This is a genomic window from Brevundimonas sp. (genome assembly GCF_051860745.1).
Taxonomy (GTDB): Bacteria; Pseudomonadota; Alphaproteobacteria; order Caulobacterales; family Caulobacteraceae; genus Brevundimonas.
Genome location: NZ_JBHYDN010000009.1, coordinates 35,899 through 61,186 on the forward strand (window position 1 = coordinate 35,899; position 25,288 = coordinate 61,186).

Below are 25,288 nucleotides of genomic sequence, written 5' to 3' on the forward strand. Positions count from 1 at the left end.
GCGCACGCAACCTAATTCTTGGAACCGCCCCACACGGTGTTCAGGGCGCCCTCACTCAAGGTCCCTGAGGTCGCGCCCACGGGTTTCCCGGCCCAGGACCACCACCAGCCCCAGCGCCCCGAGGGAAAGCATGCCGACGATCGCGGCGGCTATGGCCAGCGGCGGAGCGGCGGCAAGGACGCTGAGCCCCTGGGCCAGCAATCCGCCCAGCTTGCTGCACCCGGCGATCCAGCCCGTGGCGCGCCCGCGGATGTGCAACGGAAAATTCTCGGCCGTATAGGGCAGCAGAATCGAGATCACGCCGCTGGAACCGACGATCAGGAGGGCCAGGGGCGCCACCGGATTGTGCAAGGCCTCCACGCCCAGGCCGCGCAGCAGCAGGCCGAACAGGCCGAGCGCCGTCAGGCCCAGCATCAGGGCCAGCGCGCCGCGGGTGCTCCAGGCGCTGTAGAGCCACACCGAGATCAGCACCGTCGGCGCCGCGATCAACGCCGATCTGGCGATCAGGCCGGAAGCCGCCTGGACGCTGACGCCTTCGGCCACCAGGGCGCCGGGCAGCCACAGCAGGACGCCAAAATTGACCAGCCCCCAAGCCAGGGCCGCCAGTGTCAGGGCGATAGTGACCCCGAGGTAGCGGCGATCCACCGGCGGCAGGTGGGAATGGCTTTCCTGCGGCGGAGAAACCTCCGGTGAGACGACGACGGCCCGCAGAACTGAACCGAATCGGGCCAGCATCGCCCGCGCTTCGTCCCCGCGCCCGACGTGGATAAGGAACCGCGCCGACTCCGGCAGGAACGGGCTCAAGGCGATCAGCATGAGGCCAGTCGGCAGGTTCAGAAACCACATGATCCGCCAACCCCAGTCGGGCTGGAGCCAGGCGGACAGGGAACTGGCGGCGAAATAGCCGCCCACCGCGCCGATGCCGCCGACCAGCACCAAGGCCCAGCCGCGGTGCTTCGTCGGCATGATCTCGGCCAGCAGAGCGTAGGCCACAGGCAGCATGCCGCCGGCCGCCGCGCCCATCAGGAAACACATGCCCACGTTCCACCAGAAGTCCGGCATGGCGCCGCAGATCGAGGTGCCGACAAACATCACCGAGGACAGCAGGATCGACGCCCGCCGGCCGTAGAGATCGGCTAGCCAGCCCCAGACGAAGGATCCGACCACGGTCCCGCTCAGGGCCGCGAACGGCAATAGCGCCACGACGGACTTGGACAGCCCGTATTCGTCGCGCATGCCAGGGACGACGAAACCGAGGCTGGCCGGTTTCATGATGTCGATGACCAGCGCCAGCGCCAGCAGGCCGCACATCAGCCAGTGCGCCGCGGTCAGCGGCGCATCCTCCGGCGGGGCGATGACGCCGACAGGCCCAGGGTCGGCCAGGACGCGCGGCAGCAGGCCGAACGCCGCCAGGCCCACGCCACCGATGATCATGACCATACCCCACATCATGCCGGCGTCCATCGGCATCCCGGCCAGATGGAACCCCATGTTCCGTCCCATCCAGTACATCGGCAGATGCAGCAGCACGCCGGCCGTCACCAGCAGGCAGCCGAGCCAGAAGGCCCAGGCGTGGCGACGATCACCAAAGATTTCAGCCACCATGAAGGGCGGCCTCGCCAGTGGTCGGCTCGCGAAAACCCAGGTCGCCAGGAGCCGCCGGTGCAAGAGCGTCCAAACGGGCGTAGTGGTCGGCCAGGACCGCGAAGGCCTGTTTGCGGCGTCCGGTCTCTGTGACCAGCCCCTTGCGGTTCCAGCCTTTCTGAAAGACCGGATGCTGGCGGCGTGGCGACCGGAAGTCCTTGAGTATCCAGGGCGACAGGCCACGCAGAAACGGGATTGTCTCAGCCATGGCCAGCGTCTGGCGATAGTATTCGGCCTGGAACTCCTCGGAAAACTTGCGCAACCGCACCGGATCGCGGAATCCTGCCGAAGCATCCGCACCGAATTCCGAAAAAATCAGAGGCTTGGCGAAGTCTGAGCGCCAACGCATGGCGGGGAGCGCGTCCAGCGGGTCGTCCGAATACCAGCCGTTGTAGGTGTTGACGGCCATCACATCGAGCTCGGCGACCAGCGGGTCGCTGATCCGGATCTCTGTCACGCCGTTGCGTCGGTCGCGTTCGGTGAGCAGGGCGGCGGTCACGAGCCGACTGTCGTCGAGAGCCCGAACGTCGCGGGCAAGGGTCGTCAGAAAGGCGTTGCGGGCATCGCCGACGGGGGTCTCGTTGCCGACGCTCCAGAGGATGATCGACGCCCGGTTGCGATCTCTCCGGATGTTGTCCGCCAGCATCGCCCGCGCCGTAGCCAGGGTCCCGGCGTTGGCGAAATCGACGCGCCAGTAGACCGGAACCTCGCTCCAGACCAGAAGGCCGAGTTCATCCGCCATCCGGGTCATGATTTCCGAATGGGGATAGTGGGCCAGTCTGACGAAGTTGCAGTTCAGGCCCGTCTTGGCCTCGCTCAGCAGGGCCCGCGCCGCTTCGGGCGTGATGATGCGGGCGGGATCGGGGCCGAACTCCTCCTCGTGCAGACAGATGCCGCGCAGGAAGACCGGGCGACCGTTCAGCAGAATGTCCTCGCCGCTCACGGCGATGGTGCGGAAGCCGACGCGGTCGCTCAACCGGTCGCCGTCGGTCTCGAAGTCGACGTCATGCAGGATCGGCGTCTCCGGCGACCACAGCGCCAGGCCGCGGGGCGCCGGGCCCGATCCGGTCCATTCGCCGCTCGGGTCGGTCCGCCCCTCCAGCGTCAGGCCGGGGTCGCCGATGCGAACCCGAACGGCCTTCCCGGCGCGATCGGGGCCGTTCAGGACGATGGTCGCAACGATCCGGCCGTTGGGTGAGAGCCGCACCCAGGCGTCGTCGATGAAGGTGGCGGGCGTATCGATCAGGGTAATGTCCCGCGTGACGCCGCCATAGGTCTCCCAGTCAGTGACGGGGGGCGGAACGCTCGCGGTCGAGCGAACCGAGTCCACACCCAGCGTCACATTGTTCAAACCGTCCCGGAGCAGAGCGGTGACATCGAAAGCGAATGGCGTGTGGCCGCCCTCGTGGTCGCCGGCGTGAACGCCGTTGAGATAGACGGCAGTGCGGTAGTCGGCGGCCCCGATGTACAGATGCGCGCGGCGCGAACCCGCGCGGCGCGTCTCGAAGTCGCGCCGGTACCACATCAGTCCCTGGTAGTGGCGCAGCTGGGGGTCGTGTCCCATCCAGGCCCCCGGCAGGTCCGCCGTCGGGGATTGGGCCATGTCGTATTCATAGAGGGCGGAGGGGTCCTTCCGCATCTCGGTCTCGACGTCCACATCGTCATACCGGCGGTGCCCCTTTCCCGCCCTGGCGCCATGAAAGCCCTCGGAGCCGTCGCGATAGGGGTCGATCGAATAGCGCCAGACTCCGGACAGTTTGACGCCGTGACGCGCGGCTGCGTTGACCAGGATCACCGACGCTGCGGCGCCGCGCGGCGCGGCGGCGTCGGGAGCCGGTCGGGCGGCCGCCAGCGAGGGCAACAGGCTGGCCGACGCCAGACCAAGGCCGATGCATCCGCGCCGGGTGGGATCGAAGGTCATGACCCGCCTCTTCCTAGGCGCCCCGGTCCGGCCCCCACCTGCTCCTCCTGGAAGGCCGGCTCATCCGGAAAGGAAAGACCTGCCGGCATTATACCGGGCGCGCCGCTGGGACCGCATAGTCAGCGACAGCGTCGCTCTGCGAACGCCAGACATAGGTCGCGGCCGACTTCGGCGGCAGATCGGCGGCCGTTTGCCATGGACCGTCCTGAATGCGGAAGGAGACGGGAGCCGGGCCCTCGTTCAGGACAATCAGAACGCGCTCGCCGTCCGGATTGCGGAAGGCGACGCCCCGCAGGCCGGTCGGCAGGGTCAAACCGACCCTTTCCGCTCCAGGCAGCACGAAGCGACTGGCGTGGCCGAAAGCATAGTATTCCTGGTTCCGCTGTACGGCTCCGGTGCGGCTGTCGATCGTCACGACGCCGCGACAGTCGCCGCAACCGCCGGCGCGCGGTCCGTGATTCTCGTCCAGCACCAGGTTCCACATCAGCACGCCACTCGCCCACCCGTTCGTCGATCCGATGATGAGATTCTTCATCATCCAGGAAAAGCTGTCGGAAAAATCGGACGCCCACTCGCCGCCGGAGCACTCGGTAAAGAAGACCGCCATGTCGGGATGGGCTTCATGAACCCGGTCCTGGGCGGCGACGTCGCCGGCGTAGCAGTGCCAAGCCACGCCGGCCACGAACGCCCGCGCATCGGGATCTGAAAGGACCGTCAGCGGTTGCTCCGGCTGATCCCAATTGTGGTCCCAATCCAGGATCTTCGTTTCAATCCCCTCGGCCCGGAGAAGCGGACCGAGGTGGCCGCCGATGAAGATCGCGCGCCCGTCCGGACCCCAACGCATGCCGGGATAGCTGTCCGGTTCGAAGTCTGGCTCGTTCTGGATGCTGAGGTAGTCGGTCGGTACGCCGTGGGCCGCCGCCGCCAAGATGTAGCGCCGCAGATAGTCGGCGTAGGTCGCATAGAACTCCGGCTTCAACTCGCCCTGGATCATCGAGCCGGTGGTCTTCATCCAGCCCGGCGCGCTCCAGGGCGTGGCCATGATCGCGAGATCGGGGTTCACGGCCAGGGCCTGCCGGACAGTCGGGAATACGAACTCCTCCATCCTTCGGGTCGAGAAGCCTCGCAGGCTCGGATCGGCAACGTCCGCCAGACTGTAATGATCCAGCGAGAAGTCCGAGGCTCCGATGGTGACGCGGGCGAAGCTGAAGCCGAGGCCCTGGTCGTCCCGGCCGAACACCTCTCGCATGAGGGCGTCGCGCTGGGTCGCCGACATCCTGGTCTGGATCAGCCAGGCGGAAGCATCGGTGATCGCCGCGCCGAAGCCGACCATGCGCTGAAAACGTTGAGTCACGTCCACGGCGATAACCGGACGGTCTGGAGACCCCTCCGTCGTGAATCGCATTGGGGTCTGTTCGCTCAACATCTGACTGCGGTCGCCGGAGGTGACCCACGCCCGGGCCGCGAACTCTTGCGGGTCTCTGGCCGTGGCGCAGGCCGAAACAGCCAGCATCACAAGCGGCGCCGCCAAAGCGGCCAGTCGCCTCATTCCCATGATGTTTCGATGAGTTTCAGGCAACACGCTCACGCCTTTCGCTTGATGAAGCCGATCGCCTTCCCCGGTTCCAACAATGACAAGCCACTCTCCGATGGAAGCGCTTCCAATAGGCTGTGACGAACGGACCTTGTCAAGCGATCGCCGTAGCGCGCTTCGGCGCCGGGCGTCCGGTGGACTCGCGTTGGACCACTGCGTGAGGCAGGGTCTGGAATCGCCAGCCCCCGGCGGACCCGTTCAACCGTTCGACCAGCGCAACCACGGCGTCATGGGCCATGTCCTTCAGAGGTTGATGCACCGTTGTCAGCGGCGGCCAGACGATCGCTGACACCGGCGTATCGTCGAAACCGGTGATCGACAGAGCGCCAGGCACGTCCACACCCCGACCGTGGGAGATCGACAGAGCGCCGGCGGCCATGTCGTCATTCGCGCAGATCAAGGCCGTCGGAGGCGATGCGCCGTCCAGAAGTTGCGCCGTCAGGACGCCGCCGGATCGAAAAGTGAAGTCACCCCGCAAAATTTCGACGCTGTCAGGATCCAGGCCCCGCTCCAAAAGCGCGCGACTGAGGCCGTCTCGCCGTCGAGCGGCTGAAAGGTGCCCCTCTATCCCGCTCATGAAGGCGAAACGCCGATGACCCAGGTTCAACAGATGGCGAGCGATGTCGTAGCCGCCGGCCTCGTCGTCGATGCCGACGCCATCCGCGACGTCCCGTCCCGAGCCGCCCGGCGAGATCGTCACCACATGGCTCCCTAGCCGTCGAACGTCTTCGATGAGCGTCACATCGTCCGCGAAGGGCGGCGTGAGGATCATGCCCTGACATTTGTGCGAGGCGATCAGATCGAGAACCAGCCGTCGACGATCCGGACTTTGCTGCGCCACATGGCGTGTCAGCAGCTGATAGCCCAAGGCCAGACAGCCGCGAAGGGCGCCGAGTTCCAAGGCCGAGGCGTAAAAGGAGTTCGGTTCCGTATCCAGGTCCGACGCGAAGACAAGCGCCAGCATGCGGGTACCGCCCCCCGCCAGGGAGCGCGCCTGGGGATTCACCCGAAAGTTTAGCACTTCGACCGCTTTGAGAACCCGCTGACGCACCTCGTCGCGGACGTTGGGACCGCCATTCAAAACACGGGACACGGTCGTGCGCGCGACACCGGCAAGGGCTGCTACATCGTCGATCGTAGGCTTCTTCAGCGTCACGGCGCAGATCACTCCGACAAGGGTCGCGCGAGACGATGGCCGTGCGCGCCGCTTCTTTCAATAGATCGACGCCGCCGCTCTGTTGACGTCATATGCCGCCATGATCGACTCCGTCGCCGAAGACCCCATGACGACGCGACGCTCCCCCGGCTTTGTTCTGGGCTACGGGGCCGCGCAGGCCGGCGCCTTCATCTGCTTCATTCCGCTGCTGACCCTGCTGCTTCCTGAAAAGGCCGAACAGATCGGCGGCGCCGACAAGGCCCTGCTTCTGGGCCAGGCCGCCATGCTCGGAGGCCTGACCGCCGCGGGGGCCAATCTGCTGTTCGGCGCCCTCAGCGATAGCACGAAAAGTCGCCTGGGCCGGCGGCGTCCGTGGATTCTGGCGGGATTTGCCGCCACGGCGCTCGCGCTCGCCTTGATCGGCTCGGCGCGCGACCCGTTTCAACTGGCGATCGGTGTGGTGTCCTTCCAGCTTGCGGTCAATGCCTTGTATGCGCCGTTGATGGCCTTGGTGCCGGACATGGTGCCGAACGACCAGAAAGGGCTGGTCTGCGCCTGGACGGGGGTCGCCCTGCCAGTCGCCAACCTGTTCACGGCGCTGGTGGTCAGCCGGCTAGCCGGCTCCCCCCCCGCCCAGTTCGCCGTCGTGATCGCGGCGGCGGCGGTTCTGGTGCTGCCCTTCGCTCTCACCTTGAGGGAACCACGCATTCCGCACCGGGTCCGGGAGCCGTTTCGCCTCTCGTTCGTCGCCCTGAAGAATCGTACGTTCAGACTGGCGTTCAGCGCGCGCCTGCTGCTCGAAAGCGCGGTGGCGATCAACACACTCTACCTGTTCTTCTTTCTGCAGGCGCAGCCGGCGAGGTCGGCGCCGGAGGGCTGGTCCGTCACCCAGGTGTTCGGCGCGCTGCTGATCGCCTCAACCCTGGCGGCCGCGGCAAGCGGCTTCGCGGGCGGTGTCCTGTCCGATCGCCTGCGACGCAGGCGCGCCTTCGTATTCGCGGGCGGCGCCGGCATGGCGGTTGCGCTGGCGCTCTTCGTAAGCTGGCCGACGTGGCCTGGCCCCCTGATCGCCCAACTGCTGTTCGGAGTTGGCCATGGTCTGCACGCTACGGCGGTCGCGGCCATGACCGCACAGATTCTGCCTGATCCGCAAAAGTCCGGCCGGGATCTCGGCGTCATGAATATGGCCGTCGCCCTGCCCCAAGGTCTGGCGCCGGCCTGCGCCGTCGCGCTTCTGAGCGTCGGCTTCTCCCTGTCGTCAGTCTTCGCCGCAGCCAGCGGCGCCGCCCTTCTCGCATCCGCGATCCTGATGTTGATGCGCAGGGTTCCTTAGTCGGGTCAGTTCATGGCTGTCGGCAACCCGGCGAGTCTTCCAGCGACCTTGGGCTTCCTGGGCGGGGAGCGTCCTGGTGCGCGCGTGCCGTCGGGGCAGGACCAAACACCAGGTCCGCGAGCACGGGAAAATGGTCGGACGGGTACCGGCCGTCCCGGTGGGTCGTGACGGTGCGGGCGCTTTGGGGCCGAAAACCGCGCACCAGTATCCAGTCGATCCGACGATCAGCCGTGCCGGTGAAATTGTGGAATGTGCCGTCCGGGCCGCGGATCGCCGGCGCCGCGGTTCGGACATCGGCGAGCCCCCCGGAGAGCAGCGCATGAACCGGACCATCCGGCGTCACATTGAAATCACCGACCAGCACCACGGGGGCGTCCGCGGGAAGTCGGGCGATCCAGGCCGCGATGAGCCGGGCCGCGTTCAGCCGCGCCTCCCCGTCTTCCGCCCGGTAGGGAAAGTGGGTGTTCAACACATGGAAGCGCCGACCGGCCGCCCTGTCCTCAAACAGTCCCCAGCTCACATGCCGCGGGAACAGATTTCCCCAAGTGATGCTGCCCGCGACTTCGGGAGTCTCCGAGAGCCAGAAGTCGCCGGAATCGAGAAGGGTAAATCGGTCGCGCCGATAGAAGATTCCCACATGTTCATCACCGTGACCGCCGCGCCGGTCGATGCCGAACCAGGCGTAGTCGGGAAGATGTTCGATCACATGGTCGGCCTGGCGCTGGTACAGCTCCTGCATGCCGATGATGTCGGGTTGCGCGTCCGCGATGGTCTCTATGAATACGGCCTGTCGCCTTTCCCATGCATTGTCGCCGTCCTGGGGGACGGGCAGGCGCACATTGAAGGTCATCACGCGCAGGGCCGTGTCCCCGGTCTGCGCAACAGCGGGCGACGCGCCCAGCAGGCAGAGCGTCACCGCCAACCCGCGCAAGATGGCGACAATGATCTTGCGCTCATCCATCTCGTTCCGCATCCCGACCGCTATCTCCCTGGTACCGACTACAGGAGTCCGCGCGGAGACGAAACCGTCAGCGGCCATGCAAGCGGCGGGGCTCCCCGCCTGCCCACCGCCGGCCCTCGTTCATTGTGAAGGCCCGGGGGTCTCGCCGCTCATCTTCAGCTCCGGCGGAAGGCAGGTCAGAACCGCACGCGCGCTCCCAGGAAAAACTCCGGCCCCAGCGCGTCATAAGTCGAGGGGTAGGTGTTCGCCTGCTGCTGTGAGCTGCCAAGGGTCGGGGGATCATTATCAAGGACGTTGTTGACGCCCCCGTACAGCGAGACGCCGGCGCATCGACATCGTAGTCGAATGAAACCTTGAATTAGTGCTGCGCCCAAGAACAGGCGCTGCGAAATCACCCTCACCCGGGCCGGCGATCCCGCAACGACCGAAATTCAGATAACGTCATCCTTAAGCCCCAAAAACTTTCAAAATTCTGCGCCTAAACCCCATTTTCTTGCTAAACAGGGGGCCAAGGAGCCGCTTAATGCCCAAATCCCCGATGAAAGCCTTCCCGGAAGTCTTCGTCTCGACCAGCGAAACGGCGACGGCCGTGTCACGCGCGGTCAGCCAGGGTGAGCTCCGGCAGCTCGGATCCAAGCTCTATACCCGCAATCTGGTGGATCCGCCCGAGCAAATCGTCGGTCGCCATCTCTGGACACTCGTTGGCGCCTACATTCCAGGCGCGCTGATCGCTGACCGAACCGCGATCGAGAACAAGCCGGCGGCCGACGGCTCGGTCTTCGTGGTCTCCGATCGCAAGCGCGATATCGAACTGCCGGGGGTGACGATCCGAACCCGCCGCGGCGCGCCCCCCCAGCCCACGGACCTGCCGTTCGTGGGCAATCTCTTCCTCTCCTCCACCGCCCGGGCCTACCTCGACAACATGGCCCCGTCCCGCCGACGCGGCGGGGATGTGACACGCACCCTGACGCGAGGCGAGATCGAGACCCATCTCGACACCCTCATTCGCCGCGGCGGCGATGAAGCAGCCAACAGGCTCAGAGACGAGGCGCGCCGGATAGCGCCCATGATAGGGCGGGAGGCGGAATGCGAGTCCCTGGAGAGATTGATTGGAGCCCTTCTCGGCACGCGCGACGAGCCCCTGGTCACGGACCAGGCCCAGGCGCGGCGCTCCGGCTTCCCCTTCGATCCCGAACGGCTCGCCCGCTTTGAACGCCTGCATCGGGAGCTGAGAGCAACGGCGCCCGTCATCCGCTCCGCCGCCGAACGCTCCCCGGAAGGCCGATCGAGCCTGGTTTTCTTCGAGGCCTATTTCTCCAACTTCATCGAAGGCACGGAGTTTGAGGTCAGCGAGGCCGCTGACATCGTGTTTCGGAACGTCATCCCCCGTGATCGTCCTTCGGACGCGCATGACGTCCTCGGCACCTGGAGGCTGGTTTCGGATCCCGTCGAAATGGCGAAGACGCCCCGGGACGCCCCGGAGTTCTTCGATCTCCTGAAACGCCGGCATGCCGCTCTCATGGCCGCACGGCCCGACAAGAACCCGGGCGCGTTCAAGCAGGAGGTCAATCGGGCCGGCCAGACGACCTTCGTCGACCCGGCCCACGTCGAAGGTACGCTGACGCGCGGGCTTGAGCTTTATCACAGCCTGGAAACGCCCTTCGCCCGGGCGATCTACATGATGTTCCTCGTGTCAGAAGTTCACCCCTTCACCGACGGCAACGGCCGTATCGGCCGTATCATGATGAACGCCGAACTCGTCGCCGCCGGCGAAGAGCGCGTCATCATCCCGACCATCTTCCGCAGCAACTACCTGACGGGACTGAAGGTGCTCTCGAACAGCGATAATCCGAACACCCTGATCCGAAGCCTGGATTTCGCGCAGAAATGGGTGGCGGCCATCCCCTGGGCCGATCTCGGCACGACGCAGAGGGTGCTGGAAGGCTGCAACGCCTTCATGGATCCGGCTGAGGCCGACGAACGCGGCATCAGGCTGCGTCTCCCCGAGACGTTCTAGCCCAGCAGCGCATTCCTGCGGGCTGGGTCACCCTGGCCCGTCCGACGCTAGAACCCAAAATCGATCTGATCCGCCGACGTCTGCTGTTTCCGCCGTCGGGGCCGGGTCGCCGCTGCAGCAGCGTTCGATGGCTCCTGTACGGCCGTAGCCGTCGGGACCGGCGTCTGCCGAGCCGTCTGGGGGCGCGGCGATCGCGCGGTCTGGATCAGCTTCGGCTCCCGGGGCCGGGCCAACGGCCTGGGGTGCGGAAGCCCGCGGACGGTCCGGCTCGCCTTCCAGGCCGTGAGTTCACTCTCCCACCAGCCGACCCGGTTGGGCGAGATGCGCACCGGTTCCGGAAAATCACCAACCTGCTGCAGCCGCCACGCCGTCGAACGACTGAGGCCAGTGACGTCCCGGACCCGGCCCCAGGGAAGCAGCCGGTCTTGCGGCCCGCCCGTCTCCACGGGTTCGCCCTCGGGTTCGAAGGTCATGACGCACCTCCAATCATGCGATCCGCCGCGCCCTCGAAGACCTCGAAAAGCACGCGGGCGTCGATCGCGGCGTCAACGCAATCGCGCGCCGCCCATCGTCTCGCCACGGCCTTGACCGCGAAGCTGGCGGACGGGTCCGCCAGCAGACCGGCGACCGTCGGCACAGGCGGCGCGACACCGCTGATCGGGTACTCAGCCATGACGCCTGCTTCTCGCCGCCGGCGGCGCGGCGGTGCGGACTTCGGACATCTGCGACATCGCCCAGGCCCGCAGCAAGCCCTGCGGATAGTAGGGCTTGGACCGGATGTGGCGGCAGGGGGGCCCGTTCCTGCCGGCCGACCACAGCCGCGCCAGGGTGGCGGGCTTCATCCGGATGCCGAACGGAGCCAGAAACGCGGAAGCCTCGGCCCGCGTCAGCAGATCCTCTTCGCCCGCCGACGGGGCCTCGGGCCCGGTCTCCATCGGCTCGATCATCGTCCCGCCCCGCATGGACGACACTGGCGGGAATGGGTCACGCCCTGGCCCGCCGTCAGCGCCAGGTAGCAATCGACCACGGTGGCCACATAGACGGGGGCGTGATCCACGGTTCCGTCCGCGGTCATTTCATCCCGGAGCAGGATATTCCGCCGATCCAGAAAGAGGGTCCGAAACTGCTCGCGCGGCTCATGAGCGAGCGCCGCCCGCACATAGGCGACCAGCGCGGTCCAGGACGTGATGACCGGGCGGCGGCAGGCTTCGGCGCGCGCAAGACGGACCGCAAACTCGCGCAGAAGCGTCAGCTCGGCCCGGAGGGCGGGCCCGGTGCTGGACGCTTGGGCCAGTTCGCCGGGAGCCGCGCCGGCGACGCCGCCGAGGCTCCCGAACCGTTCGAGCAAGGCGGCGGCGAGCCGCGCAGGATCCGTCTCCGGGTCCAATCGCTCCAATATCAGGGCCAGCAAAGTCTGATCGTCCAGCGCCGCATGGACGAGGGTCGGCGACGCGGGGCGGCGCCCGCGCGGTTCGGGGGCCGGCGCCCGGATCAGGGTCGGGGTCGGGGTCGGCCTCATGGCGGTCTCCTTCTCCGCTCCACCACGGAGCGCCCGCCGTCCGGCCTTCCTTTCTCTCCCGCCAAGCTTGTCCCCGGCCCGGCGCCGCGCCACCCTGGGCCGATGAAATGGCTTCTGATCAGCGCCGGACTCTTGCTGCTTCCGGCGGTCGCGCAGGCCGATCCGTGCGAGGGACGGCTGCCCGAGCGCGCCGGCGAGGCCTTCGCGGGTATGGTGCGCTACGTCGGCGACGGCGACAGCTTGTGCCTGGGAAACACTGCGGACCCCGCCGCCTGGATCGAAGTGCGGCTTTCGGATTTCGACGCCGCGGAACTACAAAGCCCCACCGGCCGGGCCGACCGCGAGCGCCTGTTTCGCGTGGTCGGCCGCCGCCGGATCGATTGCGTCGTGGTTCCGGGCCGGAACGGGCGGGTCATCGTCTATGACAGGGTCATCGCTTCATGCCGGCTGAACGGACGTCGGGTCGGCGACCTCCTCCGCGCAGCCGGTGGCCTTGAAGGCGGGCATTAGGGCGTGTTCGACCGTCCGGCCGGGGCTTCCGGGCCAGCAGCAATGCCGAACAGCAAGGCCGAATAGCAGGACTATGCGGCGCTTCATCGTGTGTCTCCTCTCAGGAGGACAACGAAGCTGGACCGTGCACTATTACGAGAAGATCGGCTTGATGCCTGCCCCGGCTCGCAGCGAGGGCGGACACCGCCTCTATGGCCGCGGCCATCTGCTGCGGCTCAATTTCGTGCGCCGGGCCCGGGACCTCGGGTTCACCCTGAACGAAATAAGGGATCTGCTCGAACCGGCCGAGCGGCGCGATCTTACTTGCGCGGAGGCGCGCGTGGTCGTCGCCGCCCATTTGGGCGATGTCCGGGCCAAGCTGGCCGCCTTGCGGAAGATGGAAAAGGTGCTGGTCGAGATGGTCGCTCGCTGCGCGGACGGCGCCACGCCGGATTGCCCGATCCTGGAGGCTCTGTTCGATTCCGAGGTAGGCACGGCAGCGCAGATTCGAGGACTGCGCTGACGCTGCATAGTCTGCCCGATCGCTAACCAGTGATTGCCCTAGCGATGCTGGACTGCGCGCTAGGAATTTGGCGGCCCACGAACCACAAGCATATGGGGGGAAGCACCAACCATTGCAGAAGAGGCGTCAATCCGACGCCCAGAAACGGCACGACCGGCATGGCGGCGGCATACTGCCAGCGGTCGAGCGGACCTGTGGCCAAACGTTCGAGCACGATCGTTATGGCAATACCCGCCAGTAAGAAGACTGTGATCGGCCACTGGCGCGGCTTCAAGAACCAGTAGCGCGAGCGCGCCGCGACCGCAGCCATCCAAAAGGCGACGACCATGATGACGGCATCGCCGAGTGTAGCGAAAGCGCAGACCTTGGTCGCGTCCCAATGGGGCGCTTCGGCCGTCCCGAAATACAAGGGTATCTGCAGAAACTCCCATGGGAAGTTAAGCAGGAAGGCGAATACCGCAAAGTTGAGTTCCGGCAGGTCGAGCACCTGGCGGAGAATGCCGGATAGACCGGTTACACGCTTCGCCGGGTCGGTTCTACGCATCGTCATCTGATCCCAAAGCTTTTAAAGTTTGAAGAGCTTCGTTCAGGATCCGCCTCATGTCGTCCTCGGCGCTTGGCAGGTCAGTACATTGCTCGCCCCGTTCGGAAGGCCGCTTCTGTCTCCAAACGCGCCGATCAGGCGACCGCTCAAACAATGAGTCGATCCCAACTGCCGTAATGCTCCTGGCTGCGACGTCATCGTCGAGGTCGCTTCGGGTCGTTGGATCGCCCGGCCTTCAGCCAGCGCCGCGAGCGCTCGATTCAGCGGCTCGCCGACATTGGCCCATTGGGCGCGGAACAGGATGACGCCGTCGGCATCAACGATGTAGGCGCTGTTGGGACGCGCGCCCAGTTTGCGATGAAGTCCGCCGTCGATGTCATCGACAGCGACCTCGAACGGCAATCCAAGCTCGACCTTGAGCGCCGCGGCGTGGCGTTGCTTCTGTTCGATGGTCCGGGGCTGCGGAATGGAGCCGCCAGGGTGCGCCTCGCGAACATAGACCAGCACGAACCGGACGTGCTCTCCGAAGCTCTCATGTAGTCGCACCAGCCCCGGTGCGGCGCTGATGGTGACCGGACAGGTCCGGGATCCGAAAATGATGAGCGTGGGGCGAGCATCTGCGGAACGCCAGCTGTCGATGCGGATCCCATCCAGCAGGGTGAGCGCCGGCTGATGCAGACGGTCCCCTGGTCCGAGATCGTCATCGCCCATGACCATGTCGTTGATCACATCCGGAAACAGGCGTGGGTGATCGTAGCGATAGCGCTGCCCCTCGGCGAGTGGGGAGCCGAGCTTCCTGCTGACATGTCCGGTAGCTTCCATGATTTCCGCGCACCGGAGCGCGCTCCTTAGACGACCACATACATAGTTTGGAACGTTCGTTCAGTACTCGACTGCACACTCGTGGCGCCGACCGGCCAAATCTGTGCGCAGGCTCCCCTCTGGCGAACGCCTCAGCTCCAGAACAATCGCGGTCCCAAGGCCCAGCCCACCAGGCTCGCCAATGCGATACCGAGCGAGTACCAGACCACGACGAAAGCCGCGCTCCACTCCGGGCAGTGCAAACCATAGGCCGTCGCGGCGATGCCGCCCAACATCAGTCCAAAGGCGGCGCCGGCAAGTCCGGGACGGGTCGGCGCATAGCGGCGGGCTGACGAAATCAAGGCGAGCGCCCCCAAGCCGGCCAGGGCGAATATGTACCCCGGGCAGACGCTAGCTGACCCGCCCATCAACAGCCCCAATCGCGCATGCGGCGGCGCGCCGAGCAACTCTCCGGTGGCCGCCACGCCCGCAATCAAAAGGACGGCGACCAACAGCCGCGTCGGCCCCTGAGCAGACTGGCCGGGTCGGCCAAGCCTCGTGAGGAGCCAGGCTCCGCATATGGCGAGTAGCGATGTGTAGGCCGCCTTGCACCAGAAGGTCGTCCCCACCACAGCCGCGGTGAGATCAGGCCGGGCCTCCAGCCCGATGACTACGCCGACCGTCGCGGCCAGCCCGGCGAAGCCCGCGCCGAGCGCCAGGCGGCGGTCCAGACCCCGCGCTGAACAGGGACGGAGATCCATCACAAGGATGTCTATGAGATCTTCGGTCTTGCGGGCGATGACGGGGACTCCCGGAGAAAACTGCACTGGGGCGACATTCGAAGCGCCGTCCCGATGGTTACAGAATCCCCCCCGGGCCGAGGTCGGCGGGGCCCCTGGAACCGGGACTGTAACCGTATTGTCGGGAACACGAATGAAGGGGTGTCCGGCTGATCGGACAGCAACCCCTAGGAAGCCCCCAATGACCCGCACTCACATGACCATCGCCGGCGCCACCGCCCTGGCCCTCGTCGCCGGCGCCGGCCTCGCCCATGCCCAGAGCACCGGCCGCGCCGCAGCTCCGGCCATGGAGAAATGCTACGGCGTCGCCCTGGCCGGCAAGAACGATTGCGCCGCCGGTCCCGGCACGACCTGCGCCGGAACGTCCACGCGCGACTATCAGGGCAACGCCTGGAAGCTGGTCCCGACCGGCACCTGCGCGTCGATCCGCACGTCCGCTGGCAACGGCTCGCTCACGCCCGTGTCGCGCTGACTCCAGGCCACGCATGACCTCCCTGCCGGTCGCCGAAACCCGATCACGCTCGTACCCGCCTTCGCGCGGTGGCGAACCCACGGTCGGGCTGGGGCTCAAGGCCCAGCACTATGAGGACGCTCTGGCGTGCTCGGCGACCGGACTCTGGTTTGAGGTTCATGCCGAAAACTACATGGTGTCGGGCGGCCCCCGGCTCGCCTGGCTTGAGGCCATCCGCCATGAAAAGCCGCTTTCCCTGCACGGGGTCGGCCTTTCGCTGGCGGGCGACGCCTCGCCCGATGCGGAACATCTCGCCCGGCTCAGGGCGCTGATCGAGCGCTACGAGCCCTTCCTGGTTTCGGAGCATCTGGCCTGGTCCCTCCACGGCGGCGTCTATCATCCCGATTTGCTGCCGTTCCCCCGAACCCGGCAGCGGCTGGCGCGGATCGCGGACAACATATCGCGCACCCAGGACGCCCTCGGCCGTTCCATCCTGATCGAAAATCCGTCGCTGTATCTCGCGCTCAAGGGCCATGAGACGTCCGAGGCGGAGTTCTTGGCCGATCTGGTCACCGCGACCGGCTGCGGCCTCCTGCTCGACGTGAACAATGTCCATGTCACCGCCAACAATCTGGGCGGCGACGCCTTCGCCTACATCGACGCCCTGCCGGCGCAGGCGATCGGCGAAATCCACCTGGCCGGCCACGCGGTCGATGAACGTCTGGGCCCGGCCCTGCTGATCGATACCCACGACGCACCGATCGCGGAGGCCGTCTGGGACCTGTACGGACACACCCTTGGCCGCATCGGGCCGCGCCCAACGTTGATCGAGCGGGACGGCAACCTGCCCTCTTTCGAAACGCTGATGGCGGAACGCGGTCGGGCGGTCGCCCTGCTGACCCTGGAACGGAACCAGGCGCATGGATGAGTCCCGCAGCGACGGCTTCGAGGCCGCCTTCAACGCGTCGCTGGCGGGAGACGAGCACGCCCTGAGCCCATGGCTCGACGCCGACGCCAGCGATCATGGCGGGCTGGATGTCTATCGCAACACCGTCGCCAAGGCCCGGGTCGATGCGCTGGCAGGCCTCTACCCCACGATCGAGCGGCTCGTCGGACCGGACTGGTTCAGACAGGCCGGTCTGATCTTCGCCGGTGTCGCGCCCCCGTCGTCCCCGGTGCTGGATCTGTTCGGGGTCGATTTCCCGGCGTGGCTTGAGACCTTCCCGCCGGCGCTCGACCTTCCCTACCTGGCGCCGGTTGCGCGTCTTGACCAGGCTTGGAGCCAAGCCCATCGGGCGCCGGATGGGGCCACCCTGTCCGGCCGGGTCGCGACGGAGACCGCCCCTGCGCGCCTGTTCGCCAGTCGCTCCGGACTTCACCCCTCAGCCCGGCTGTTCTGGTTTGACTGGACCGTGCCGTCGATCTGGATCGCCAACCGCGCCGAGACCTTGGACGCCCGGGAAGCAATCTGGGAGGCGCGCCCGGAGGGCCTCCTGATCTTCCGGCTCGAGCATGTCGTAACCTGGCGCAGACTTTCGCGGGCGGAGTGGTCGTTTCTGCACGCCTGCCAGCGGGGCCGGACCTTCGGCCGGGCCGCTCAGGACGCGTTCTCCGCCGAACCCGGGCTGAACCTGGCCGCCATGTTCGCCGCGCTTCTGAGCACAGGCGCCCTTTCACCCCTTCAAACGGAGTCCCAATCCCATGACTGATACCTCGCCTTCGAGCGCGGCTAGCCGGCCCCTCCGAAGAGCGGGCCCGCTGGCCCTGATCGACCGGACCGTCAATCTGATGGAGGCCCTGGTTCCGACCTGGCTTGTCGGCCTGACGGCACGCGCGGGCGTGGCGGCGGTCTTCTTCCTCTCCGGTCGCACCAAGGTCGAAGGTGTGCTGACGGTCAGCGACAGCGCCTACTACCTGTTCGCCGAGGAGTACAAACTCCCCTTCATCCCGAGCGACATCGCCGCCCACCTCGCGACCTGGTCCGAGCACCTCTTTCCAATCCTGCTCGTACTCGGTCTGATGACCCGGTTTTCAGCCCTGGCCCTGCTGGGGATGACGCTGGTCATTCAGATCTTCGTCTATCCAGGCGCCTGGTCCACGCACCTCGTTTGGGCGGCCCTGCTGCTCTACCTGATCCGCTACGGGGCGGGTTCGGCCAGTCTCGATCGGCTGCTGAAGATCCCCTGAAATCCGCGGTTCGGGCGGCGGCCGGCCATCCAGTCGGCCGCCGTCAGAATGCTACATCAACGATCAGTCCGTCCTCGAGCCAGACGGCCAGCAGACGCCCCGCGCGTACGGGGGCGTCCTGCGAGCCGTCGCGGCCCAGATCCTCACACAGGGCGGCGAACGTCTGCCCCGTGGCGATGGCCTGCAACGCCGCCCCTTCCTGTGGGGGGATCATCCGGAAATGAGGTTGCAGCCCCTTTCGCCATACCCTCAGCGACATCGGACCGGTCAGCGGCGGCGGCAGGACCGGAGCGCCCGCGTCCAGGCTGGCCCAAAGGGCGCCGACGTTGCTGACGACCTCGCGTTGAACCAGCGTCGGGTGGAGGCCCAGCCTAGCCCGGTCCCAATCGTCGGGCGAAAGCGCCGCGAGCTGCGCGGCCGCCACCGGCTCGGCGTCGGGCCCATCAAAGGCGCGACGCATCGACCAGTCCAGCCAGGCCAGTTCGAAGACGTCCGGCTCATCGGGCAGGCGCTGCTCCAACTGGCCGGGAAAGTCGGACCCATAGTCATCCAGGCTGAAGCTCGTCGACCTGTGCGCCGCGACGTAGGTGGCGACCTCAGCCTCGAAACGCTCGTCCCCGAGATAGGCCCAGGTCTTGTCGAAGACCTCGCTGAGCAGGCCCGTCATCGTGGCCCTGTAGGCATGGCTGTAGACGCCAAGACGACGCCGGGCGTCAACTTGGTCCTTTGAGAACACGGCTGTTTCGATAGCGGCCGTATCGCCCTGCAGAACGAGGGATTGAAAGGCGCGCTGGACCTCGAGAAGTCTCACGCCGCCCGCCAGCCTTCAAGGGCGCCGACCTTTGCCCCGGCCGCTACATGGCGGGCGACGTCCAACTCGGCCAGAAGCTCGCCAAGCGGCGGGATGTTGTCATCGCGCTCGATCATGGTCGCGACCGGCCCAAATCGCCGACAGGCGGCTCCATAAAGATCCCATACCGGATCCGATACAGGCTCGTCATGGGTGTCGATCAACAGGTCGCCATTGCGCGAATGGCCGGCCAGATGGATCTGCCAGACACGGTCGACGGGCAAGCCTTCAAGGAAGGCGTACGGGTCGTACCCATGGTTCACGCTGCTCACATGGACATTGTTGACGTCGAGCAGCAGGGCGCAGCCGGTGCGCGCGCAGAGCTCGGACAGGAAGGCCCATTCGGTCATTTCGGAGTCGACGAAGCCGAGATAGCTGGATGGGTTCTCCAGAACCAGCGGCCGCTCCAGTACGCTCTGGGCCAGCCGGATATTGGCGCAGCAGACCAGCAGGGCCTCCTCGGTATAGGGCAGAGGGAGCAGGTCATGGGTGTTGGCGCCGTGGACACCCGTCCAGCACAAATGATCCGAGACCCAGGCGGGCTGAACCCGGTCGGCCAAGGCCTTGAGCCTTTCCAGATAGGATCGATCGAGACCATCGGCGGATCCGATCGACATAGATACGCCATGCATGACCATGACGTAGCGTTCGCGCAGGGCGTCGAGCATCTTCAGCGGACGACCGCCCCGGACCATGAAATTCTCGGAGATGATCTCCAGAAAGTCGAGGTCGGGCCAGGTCTCCAGGATGGCGGGATAATGCTGGGGTCTAAGCCCGAGCCCGAAGCCTCTGAGCCGCCGTTCCGGCGAAGTCTGGGTCGCGGATTCAATCACGGCGATGTCCTTGTCCCGAAAGAGGGCGATGCGGCCGACGCCCCTCCCTGGGAGGGGCGAGAGGGGGCTCGAGGGCGCCGGCCGACCAGTCGCCGGTCGATCAGGCCTGAGGGGCAGGCTCCAGATCGGCGATGGTTCCGTCGGCGGTCAGACATTCCTTGGCGGTCATCGCCTTGAAGCCCTGCCCGCGGCAGCTGTTCTGGCCCTTGCACTCGTGCGCGGTCGTCGCACAGTCCGCGGTGCCCTGGCAGGTGTTGACGCCGTAGCAGTGGACGGTGTCCGCGGCCGCGACGGCCAGGCCGCGACTGCCGGCCGGCGGGTCGCCGGCGAAAGCTGCGCCGGCGAAGGCGCTGACGGCCAGCAAGGCGGCTGCGGAAGCAAGGGCGCCGCCCGTTCGGGTGATCTTCATGGGGTGTTTCCTGATCCTGGAGTTCTGCCGTGTCGGCGATCTCCTATTCGCGCCGGACCAGAGGAGGTTACAGCGAAGCTCAGCGAGCTAGGCTGTAACCGTTCGGTCGCGCCGTCGAATAGGAGCGGCGCACTTTCGCGCGCGGCAATAAAGCGATCTCGGTCCGGGGCCCGCCATGACACCAAGCTCTCGCCGACCCGGAAAGGGCAATCCGGCCGGGCCGGACGCGCCTTCACGACGCGCCCTGCTGTCGGCCGGGTTTGCGGGTGTCGCGCTGGGCGGTTGCGCCCTCCTGCCGGAAACCGGCGGGCCGGACCTCAGGATCGTCTACAATCGCGCCGCCGGCTCGCACGGCCCGGATCGTAATCCAATTATAGTGATCCCGGGAATCCTCGGCAGTCGCCTGGTCGACATGTCGACGCGCCAGACGATCTGGGGCGCCTTCGACCGCAGCGCCGCCCAACCCGGCAACGCCGCCGACATCCGCAAGATCGCCCTGCCGCTCCAGGGCTTCATCGGCGAACGTCCGGCCGCTGACCACGTGATGCCGGACGGCGTGCTTGACCGGGTCGTCGTGCGCCTGGCGGGTATCCCGATCGAGATGCAGCAGTACGCCCAGATTCTCGCCACCCTGGGCGCGGGCGGTTACCGCGATCCCGCCCTGGGCCTCGGCGGCATCGATTATGGCGACGACCACTTCACCTGTTTCCAGTTTCCCTATGACTGGCGCCGGGACAATGCGGAGAACGCCGGCGAACTGAAGCGATTCATGGATGATCGTCGCGTCTATCTGGCCGAACAGTACCGGCTCAGGTTCGGCGTCGAGCGGGACCCCTCGACGATCCGCTTCGACGTCGTGACCCATTCGATGGGCGCCCTGCTGTTCCGTTATTTTCTGCGTTACGGCGACCAGCCGCTTGTCGAGGACGGCCCGGCGCCCAGTCTGGACTGGTCCGGCGCGAGCTATGTCGGTCGCGCCATACTGGTCGCGCCCCCCAACGCGGGCAGCGCGCTGAGCCTCAAATACCTGGTCGAAGGCCAGGACCTTGGACGCCCCGTGCTGCCGTTCTATGCACCGGCCATACTCGGCACCTATCCGTCAGCCTACCAGCTGCTCCCGCACGGACCGGCGCCGGCCCTGTTCACCGGCGGCGCCGCGCGTCAGCCCATCAGCGACCTGTACGATCCCGATTTGTGGCAAAGCCATCGCTGGGGTCTTTCGGACCCCGGCCAGGGACCGGTGATCGCGGCTATCCTGCCCGACGAGATGGATCCCGAAGCCCGAGCCCGAATAGCGATGCAGCGGCAGGCGGTCCTGCTGAAGCGGGCCCGACGATTTCACGCGGCGCTGGACGCGCCCGCGGCGACGCCGCCGGGGCTTGAAGCCTTCCTCGTGGTCGGCGATTCGCTCGCCACTGACGCCGCCTACGCCATCGGCCCTGAAGGCCGGCTGGTGCGGACGCTCACATTGCCTGGAGACGGGACGGTAACGCGGGCGAACGCTTTGTTCGACACTCGGACAGACGACAACTGGAGCCCCGAGGTCCAATCTCCTTTGAGATTTCGGTCCACCCTCCTGCTTTCCGGCGAACACATCCGGCTGACGCGCTCATCGGTGTTCAAGGACAACGTTCTCTACTGGCTGCTGGAAGAGCCCCGAGAGTCGGCGGGCGCAACCACGGCCCTGTAGGACAGTCGCTCCAATGCCCCGACGCCGATCGACAGGCCGACAGATCCATACCCCCCGACAACCAGACCGGAACATCGAGCATGCAAGACCCGAAGCCGGCTTCGACCGTGACGCCCATCGCGCGCGGCGGGTGGCTCGACGGCCTCCGGATTGCGGTGGCCCTGATGATCGTGCTCCACCATTTCCGCGGCGCGGCGCCGATCCCGCTGGATCAGTTTCACCCCGTGTTCGACCGCGGTTATCTTCTGACCAATTTCTTCATCATCGACTCCGGCTATGTGCTCGGCCGCATCTATTATCGACGCCTCATCGACGGCCGCACCTCGGCCGGCCTCTATGTCCGGCAACGCTTCCTGCGCGTCGTTCCCGCCCATCTGGTGGTCATGATCGCCTTCGCGGTCCTCGTTCTGGGAACCGCGGCCATAGGGATGGCCCCCAGCAATCCTTACTGGTTCGACTGGTCCGCTTTTCCTGCCCAGTTCTTTCTGGTCCAGGCCTATGGCATTCCCGGCGGGCACGGATGGAACGCGCCCACCTGGACGCTGTCGGCCTTGCTCGGCTGCTATCTCCTCCTGCCCGGCCTCCTTCGCGTAGCGCATCGTCTCCCGCCTTGGGGGCTCCTGATCGGCGCGGCCGTTCTGGCGCTGGCCGCGAACGCCGCGACCCACGCGGTTCTCGGCTATCCGGTCTACCGCATGCCTCTGGGCTACGGCTTCCTTCGCGCCCTGCCCCTGTTCATCCTCGGCGTCGCCATGGCCGGCTTCGCCGCGCGCGTGCCGGTGCGGCCACGGCTGGGCGTCGGATTAGGGATCGCCAGTGTGGTGCTCCTTGTCGCGCTGCAGGCGTTCGGCGATTTCGCCATCCCTTCGCTGGCGTTGACCTGCGCCATAATTTTCGCCGCGGGAGCCATGCCGGTCGTCCGGCCGGTCAAACTGGTCGAGTCGCTCGCCTTGGCCTCGTTCTCGATCTTCCTCACCAATGAGCTGGTCCGCATCATCTGGTTCGCCGCCTTCGATGCAGCGGGCCAATCGCAATGGACCGACACGGCACGTTGGGCCGTCTGGACGCTGGGTCTCGGCGCGGCCGTCGCCGGCGCCGTCGTGTTTCGCCAGATGTTCGACCGCCCTTCGCAAGCCTGGTTCACGGCCCGCCTGTCGACCGGCGGTCCGGGACGAAGTCTGCCGAAAGACCCGCCGCCGGCGCTCTGACCGGATATCCGGGACCGATGCGACCCGCCGTGGGCCGTCAAATTCAGGCGGCGCGTTCGGTCGTCCGACGGTCCGCCACTTCCTCAAGGACCGCCGTGAGACGCGGCAACTCCAGCGGCTTGGAGAGGTGCCCGTCCATGCCAACGGCCTTGTAGGCTTCGACCTGATGGACGAACGCGTTGGCGGTCAGCGCATAGATCGGGACCGGCGCGAGTCCCTGCTCGGCTTCGGCTTCGCGGATTGCCCGTGTCGCTTCGAGTCCGTCCATCAGCGGCATCTGTATATCCATCAGAATGAGGTCGTAGGAGCCCTCCCTCCAGGCGGCGACCGCATCACGGCCGTTGGCCGCTATGTGATGGTCCAAGCCAAAGGCGGCGAGGATCGCGGCCAGCACCTTCTGGTTGGTGGGATTGTCTTCGGCCGCGAGAACTTTCAGGGCGCGGAAGTCCGACGAGGCTTCAGGCGCCCCTTGCTCGGACGCGAGCGACGCTCCGTCGGCCTCACACTCCGGCAAGACCAGCCAGGCGTGGAAGATCGACCCGCGCCCCGGCTCGCTCTCCACCCATACCCGTCCTCCCATCAGGGTTGCGAGTTCCCGGGAGATCGCCAGCCCCAGGCCCGTTCCGTCGAAGGCGCGAGTGGTGGAGGCGTCCACCTGGGAGAAGCTCTCGAACAGCAGGTCAAGCTTGTTGGAAGCAATACCGACGCCCGTGTCCTCGACCCTGAGGTGGACGCCCTCGCGCCCGTCGATCTCGCGGCCTTCCATTGTGATCAGTATTTCGCCTTCGCCGGTGAACTTCAGGGCGTTGGAGACATAGTTGGCGAGGATCTGGCGCACGCGTTGCGGGTCACCGCGACGAAGCCCCGCGGCCGAGGGCGCGACCTCGACCCGGAAGCCCAGCCCCTTGCGCTCAGCGATTTCCTTGAACGCCCCTAGAGATTGTTCGCACAGCATTTTGCAGTCGAACGTCTCCAGTTCAAGGTCGAGCTTTCCAGCCTCGATCTTGGAGATGTCGAGGATGTTGTTGATGACGTGCAGCAGGTCCCGTCCGGATGCCTGGATGGTATCCAGTCGCGCGCGCTGGTCCGGTTCGAGCTGACCCAGCTCCATGAGGTAGGCCATTCCCAGCACCCCGTTGAGCGGCGTTCTCAGCTCATGGGTCATATGGGCGAGAAACTGTCGCTGCGCGGCGTTCGCCGCCTCGGCCCTGAGGCGCGCGGCATCCTGTTCAAGCCCCGTCCGCTCCGAAGCGAGCAGCCGCACGGCGTTCTCCTTGAACACCTGAACGGCTCTTGACATGGCGCCGATTTCGTCACCGCGCTGCTGGCCCTCGACCGCGACCTCGTTGTCGCCGGCGGCCAGCGCCTGCATGGCGTCGCGCAGTCGGCCGAGCGGGCCGGTGATCGCTTCCGCCGTCATCCACAGCGCGCCGCCGACCGCCATTCCCACGCCCGCAATGCTGGCGATCAGAAGCAGGAGCCGGGTATCGAAAGCGACCCTCGCCAAGGTCATCGACTCGGCCCGATGCTCGCTTACGCCGACATCGATCAGTCCACGCGTCAGGTCGCCAAATGCGATCAGTCCCGGATCCGCCTCTGTAAGGGCCGCGCTCGCCTCCTCGAGGCGATTGAACAGGGCCAGCTCGACCGCCGCATCCAGGTTGATCCTGTTGGTGGTCAGGCGCGCCTCAAGGTCGGCAATGGCGACCTGGCGCTCCGGAAACTCGATGTGAGCCCGTCGGAGATGGGCCTGTCCATCCGCGTAGGACGCCGTCACCTTCCGCGCCCACACGCGCCCCGGTTCTGATGCGCCCGGATAGACAATCACCATCGCCGTCGCATAAGCCATTTCATAGTTGGCCCGCTCCGCGCGCGCCAAGGCCACCAGGGCTGGACCCTTGTGGTCGGTGAGCACGGCGTACTGGGCGCTCGTGCGGGTCAAGACCAGCCCGGCATAACTGGCGAGCCCGATACAAATCAGCCCGAGCCCGATCACCACCGCGGCGATCTTCCGGGAAATTTTGATGTCGTCGATCACGGTATTCCCCGACTTCGACAATGCTCCGCATCGTCGCACGCACATGGCGCAGGCCACCCGGAAGCACGGGCTGGCGGGGAATTCGTAAAATCGCTTCTTTCGTTACAGCGAAGCTGACGGCCCCGCGGGTCCGGCTCGTCAGATTGCGAACCGCACAATCCGACGCAGGCGCGCAGCAGGGCCAAAGCGAGGCGCTATGATCCCTTGTGTTCGACCCGCACGGTGACGACACTCGCACGATGACGCTCCGCGCCAAATACACCGACCCCGAGCCAACCTGCGCCGGGAAACGGCGGGCCAGGGTGACGCTGACGGGGCTG

The 25,288-nt window shown here is 66.5% G+C and carries 26 protein-coding genes; 10 read left to right on the top strand and 16 right to left on the bottom strand.

Annotation, left to right across the window (positions count from 1 at the left end):
• Nucleotides 1-51: 51 nt before the first annotated feature.
• The 4 genes from ACTIEW_RS10900 to ACTIEW_RS10915 form a co-directional block, all read right to left on the bottom strand.
• A complete protein-coding gene (locus ACTIEW_RS10900; protein ID WP_439477924.1) occupies nt 52-1,605 on the bottom strand; it encodes an MFS transporter in 1,554 nt (517 codons plus the stop codon).
• A complete protein-coding gene (locus ACTIEW_RS10905) occupies nt 1,595-3,565 on the bottom strand; it encodes a glycoside hydrolase family 2 protein (protein ID WP_439477925.1) in 1,971 nt (656 codons plus the stop codon). The genes ACTIEW_RS10900 and ACTIEW_RS10905 overlap by 11 nt, the downstream gene beginning before the upstream one ends.
• 88 nt (nt 3,566-3,653) lie before the next feature.
• Entirely contained in the window at nt 3,654-4,919 is a 1,266-nt protein-coding gene (locus ACTIEW_RS10910; protein WP_439477926.1) for a glycoside hydrolase family 30 protein, read from the bottom strand.
• 334 nt (nt 4,920-5,253) lie between these two features.
• Nucleotides 5,254-6,315, bottom strand: coding sequence for a LacI family DNA-binding transcriptional regulator (locus tag ACTIEW_RS10915; RefSeq protein WP_439477927.1), 1,062 nt, complete (start codon nt 6,313-6,315; stop codon nt 5,254-5,256).
• 100 nt (nt 6,316-6,415) lie between these two features.
• Between ACTIEW_RS10915 and ACTIEW_RS10920 the strand changes: the two genes are divergently transcribed.
• On the top strand, nt 6,416-7,648 hold the full coding sequence (locus ACTIEW_RS10920; protein WP_439477928.1) for an MFS transporter: 1,233 nt from the start codon (nt 6,416-6,418) through the stop codon (nt 7,646-7,648).
• A gap of 10 nt (nt 7,649-7,658) precedes the next feature.
• Here ACTIEW_RS10920 and ACTIEW_RS10925 read toward each other — a convergent pair whose 3' ends face one another.
• Nucleotides 7,659-8,621, bottom strand: a complete 963-nt coding sequence (locus ACTIEW_RS10925) for an endonuclease/exonuclease/phosphatase family protein (RefSeq protein WP_439477929.1) — start codon at nt 8,619-8,621, stop codon at nt 7,659-7,661.
• Nucleotides 8,622-9,132: 511 nt separating this feature from the next.
• Between ACTIEW_RS10925 and ACTIEW_RS10930 the strand changes: the two genes are divergently transcribed.
• The gene (locus ACTIEW_RS10930) at nt 9,133-10,626 is read left to right on the top strand and encodes a Fic family protein (RefSeq protein WP_439477930.1); all 1,494 of its coding nucleotides are present in this window, start codon (nt 9,133-9,135) and stop codon (nt 10,624-10,626) included.
• 47 nt (nt 10,627-10,673) lie between these two features.
• Here ACTIEW_RS10930 and ACTIEW_RS10935 read toward each other — a convergent pair whose 3' ends face one another.
• From ACTIEW_RS10935 to ACTIEW_RS10950, 4 genes are read right to left on the bottom strand one after another with little or no spacing between them, the layout of a single operon-like run.
• The gene (locus ACTIEW_RS10935; protein ID WP_439477931.1) at nt 10,674-11,099 is read right to left on the bottom strand and encodes a helix-turn-helix transcriptional regulator; all 426 of its coding nucleotides are present in this window, start codon (nt 11,097-11,099) and stop codon (nt 10,674-10,676) included.
• The gene (locus ACTIEW_RS10940; protein ID WP_439477932.1) at nt 11,096-11,299 is read right to left on the bottom strand and encodes a hypothetical protein; all 204 of its coding nucleotides are present in this window, start codon (nt 11,297-11,299) and stop codon (nt 11,096-11,098) included. The genes ACTIEW_RS10935 and ACTIEW_RS10940 overlap by 4 nt, the downstream gene beginning before the upstream one ends.
• Nucleotides 11,292-11,573: a hypothetical protein gene (locus ACTIEW_RS10945; RefSeq protein ID WP_439477933.1), complete on the bottom strand. Its 282-nt coding sequence runs from the start codon at nt 11,571-11,573 to the stop codon at nt 11,292-11,294. Before ACTIEW_RS10945 ends, ACTIEW_RS10940 begins: the two co-directional genes overlap by 8 nt.
• Complete coding sequence (locus tag ACTIEW_RS10950) at nt 11,570-12,145, bottom strand: JAB domain-containing protein (RefSeq protein ID WP_439477934.1); 576 nt, start codon at nt 12,143-12,145, stop codon at nt 11,570-11,572. Before ACTIEW_RS10950 ends, ACTIEW_RS10945 begins: the two co-directional genes overlap by 4 nt.
• Nucleotides 12,146-12,247: 102 nt before the next feature.
• Between ACTIEW_RS10950 and ACTIEW_RS10955 the strand changes: the two genes are divergently transcribed.
• Both ACTIEW_RS10955 and ACTIEW_RS10960 read left to right on the top strand, forming a co-directional pair.
• Nucleotides 12,248-12,655: a nuclease gene (locus tag ACTIEW_RS10955; RefSeq protein ID WP_439477935.1), complete on the top strand. Its 408-nt coding sequence runs from the start codon at nt 12,248-12,250 to the stop codon at nt 12,653-12,655.
• Between the two features lie 73 nt (nt 12,656-12,728).
• Nucleotides 12,729-13,157, top strand: a complete 429-nt coding sequence (locus ACTIEW_RS10960; protein ID WP_439477936.1) for a MerR family transcriptional regulator — start codon at nt 12,729-12,731, stop codon at nt 13,155-13,157.
• Between the two features lie 22 nt (nt 13,158-13,179).
• Here ACTIEW_RS10960 and ACTIEW_RS10965 read toward each other — a convergent pair whose 3' ends face one another.
• From ACTIEW_RS10965 to ACTIEW_RS10975, 3 genes are all read right to left on the bottom strand, one after another.
• Complete coding sequence (locus tag ACTIEW_RS10965) at nt 13,180-13,701, bottom strand: hypothetical protein (protein WP_439477937.1); 522 nt, start codon at nt 13,699-13,701, stop codon at nt 13,180-13,182.
• 54 nt (nt 13,702-13,755) lie between these two features.
• The gene (locus ACTIEW_RS10970) at nt 13,756-14,523 is read right to left on the bottom strand and encodes a TlpA family protein disulfide reductase (RefSeq protein ID WP_439477938.1); all 768 of its coding nucleotides are present in this window, start codon (nt 14,521-14,523) and stop codon (nt 13,756-13,758) included.
• 131 nt (nt 14,524-14,654) lie between these two features.
• Nucleotides 14,655-15,263 (bottom strand): DUF1109 domain-containing protein, encoded by a 609-nt coding sequence (locus tag ACTIEW_RS10975; RefSeq protein ID WP_439477939.1) that lies wholly within the window; start codon nt 15,261-15,263, stop codon nt 14,655-14,657.
• Between the two features lie 220 nt (nt 15,264-15,483).
• On the opposite strand from ACTIEW_RS10975, the gene ACTIEW_RS10980 reads away from it, so the two are divergent.
• The 4 genes from ACTIEW_RS10980 to ACTIEW_RS10995 all read left to right on the top strand — a co-directional run bounded on the left by ACTIEW_RS10980 (nt 15,484) and on the right by ACTIEW_RS10995 (nt 17,940).
• Nucleotides 15,484-15,774 carry a BufA1 family periplasmic bufferin-type metallophore gene (locus ACTIEW_RS10980; protein ID WP_439477940.1) on the top strand — a complete coding sequence of 97 codons (291 nt, stop codon included), beginning with the start codon at nt 15,484-15,486 and terminating at the stop codon, nt 15,772-15,774.
• Nucleotides 15,775-15,787: 13 nt separating this feature from the next.
• Nucleotides 15,788-16,681 (top strand): MNIO family bufferin maturase, encoded by an 894-nt coding sequence (gene bufB / locus ACTIEW_RS10985; protein ID WP_439477941.1) that lies wholly within the window; start codon nt 15,788-15,790, stop codon nt 16,679-16,681.
• On the top strand, nt 16,674-17,462 hold the full coding sequence (locus ACTIEW_RS10990; RefSeq protein WP_439477942.1) for an HvfC/BufC N-terminal domain-containing protein: 789 nt from the start codon (nt 16,674-16,676) through the stop codon (nt 17,460-17,462). The genes bufB (ACTIEW_RS10985) and ACTIEW_RS10990 overlap by 8 nt, the downstream gene beginning before the upstream one ends.
• Before the next feature lie 79 nt (nt 17,463-17,541).
• The gene (locus tag ACTIEW_RS10995) at nt 17,542-17,940 is read left to right on the top strand and encodes a DoxX family protein (RefSeq protein WP_439478030.1); all 399 of its coding nucleotides are present in this window, start codon (nt 17,542-17,544) and stop codon (nt 17,938-17,940) included.
• A 43-nt stretch (nt 17,941-17,983) separates the two neighbouring features.
• On the opposite strand, the gene ACTIEW_RS11000 is transcribed toward ACTIEW_RS10995, so the two are convergent.
• From ACTIEW_RS11000 to bufA2, 3 genes are all read right to left on the bottom strand, one after another.
• Nucleotides 17,984-18,751: an HvfC/BufC family peptide modification chaperone gene (locus tag ACTIEW_RS11000; protein ID WP_439477943.1), complete on the bottom strand. Its 768-nt coding sequence runs from the start codon at nt 18,749-18,751 to the stop codon at nt 17,984-17,986.
• The gene (gene bufB / locus ACTIEW_RS11005; protein ID WP_439477944.1) at nt 18,748-19,623 is read right to left on the bottom strand and encodes an MNIO family bufferin maturase; all 876 of its coding nucleotides are present in this window, start codon (nt 19,621-19,623) and stop codon (nt 18,748-18,750) included. Before bufB (ACTIEW_RS11005) ends, ACTIEW_RS11000 begins: the two co-directional genes overlap by 4 nt.
• Nucleotides 19,624-19,723: 100 nt before the next feature.
• The gene (gene bufA2 / locus ACTIEW_RS11010) at nt 19,724-20,032 is read right to left on the bottom strand and encodes a BufA2 family periplasmic bufferin-type metallophore (protein ID WP_439477945.1); all 309 of its coding nucleotides are present in this window, start codon (nt 20,030-20,032) and stop codon (nt 19,724-19,726) included.
• A gap of 175 nt (nt 20,033-20,207) precedes the next feature.
• On the opposite strand from bufA2, the gene ACTIEW_RS11015 reads away from it, so the two are divergent.
• Nucleotides 20,208-21,722 (top strand): lipase/acyltransferase domain-containing protein, encoded by a 1,515-nt coding sequence (locus ACTIEW_RS11015; protein WP_439477946.1) that lies wholly within the window; start codon nt 20,208-20,210, stop codon nt 21,720-21,722.
• 80 nt (nt 21,723-21,802) lie between these two features.
• Nucleotides 21,803-22,930, top strand: coding sequence for an acyltransferase family protein (locus ACTIEW_RS11020; RefSeq protein ID WP_439477947.1), 1,128 nt, complete (start codon nt 21,803-21,805; stop codon nt 22,928-22,930).
• Between the two features lie 43 nt (nt 22,931-22,973).
• Here ACTIEW_RS11020 and ACTIEW_RS11025 read toward each other — a convergent pair whose 3' ends face one another.
• A complete protein-coding gene (locus ACTIEW_RS11025) occupies nt 22,974-24,968 on the bottom strand; it encodes an ATP-binding protein (protein WP_439477948.1) in 1,995 nt (664 codons plus the stop codon).
• Nucleotides 24,969-25,288: the final 320 nt, after the last annotated feature.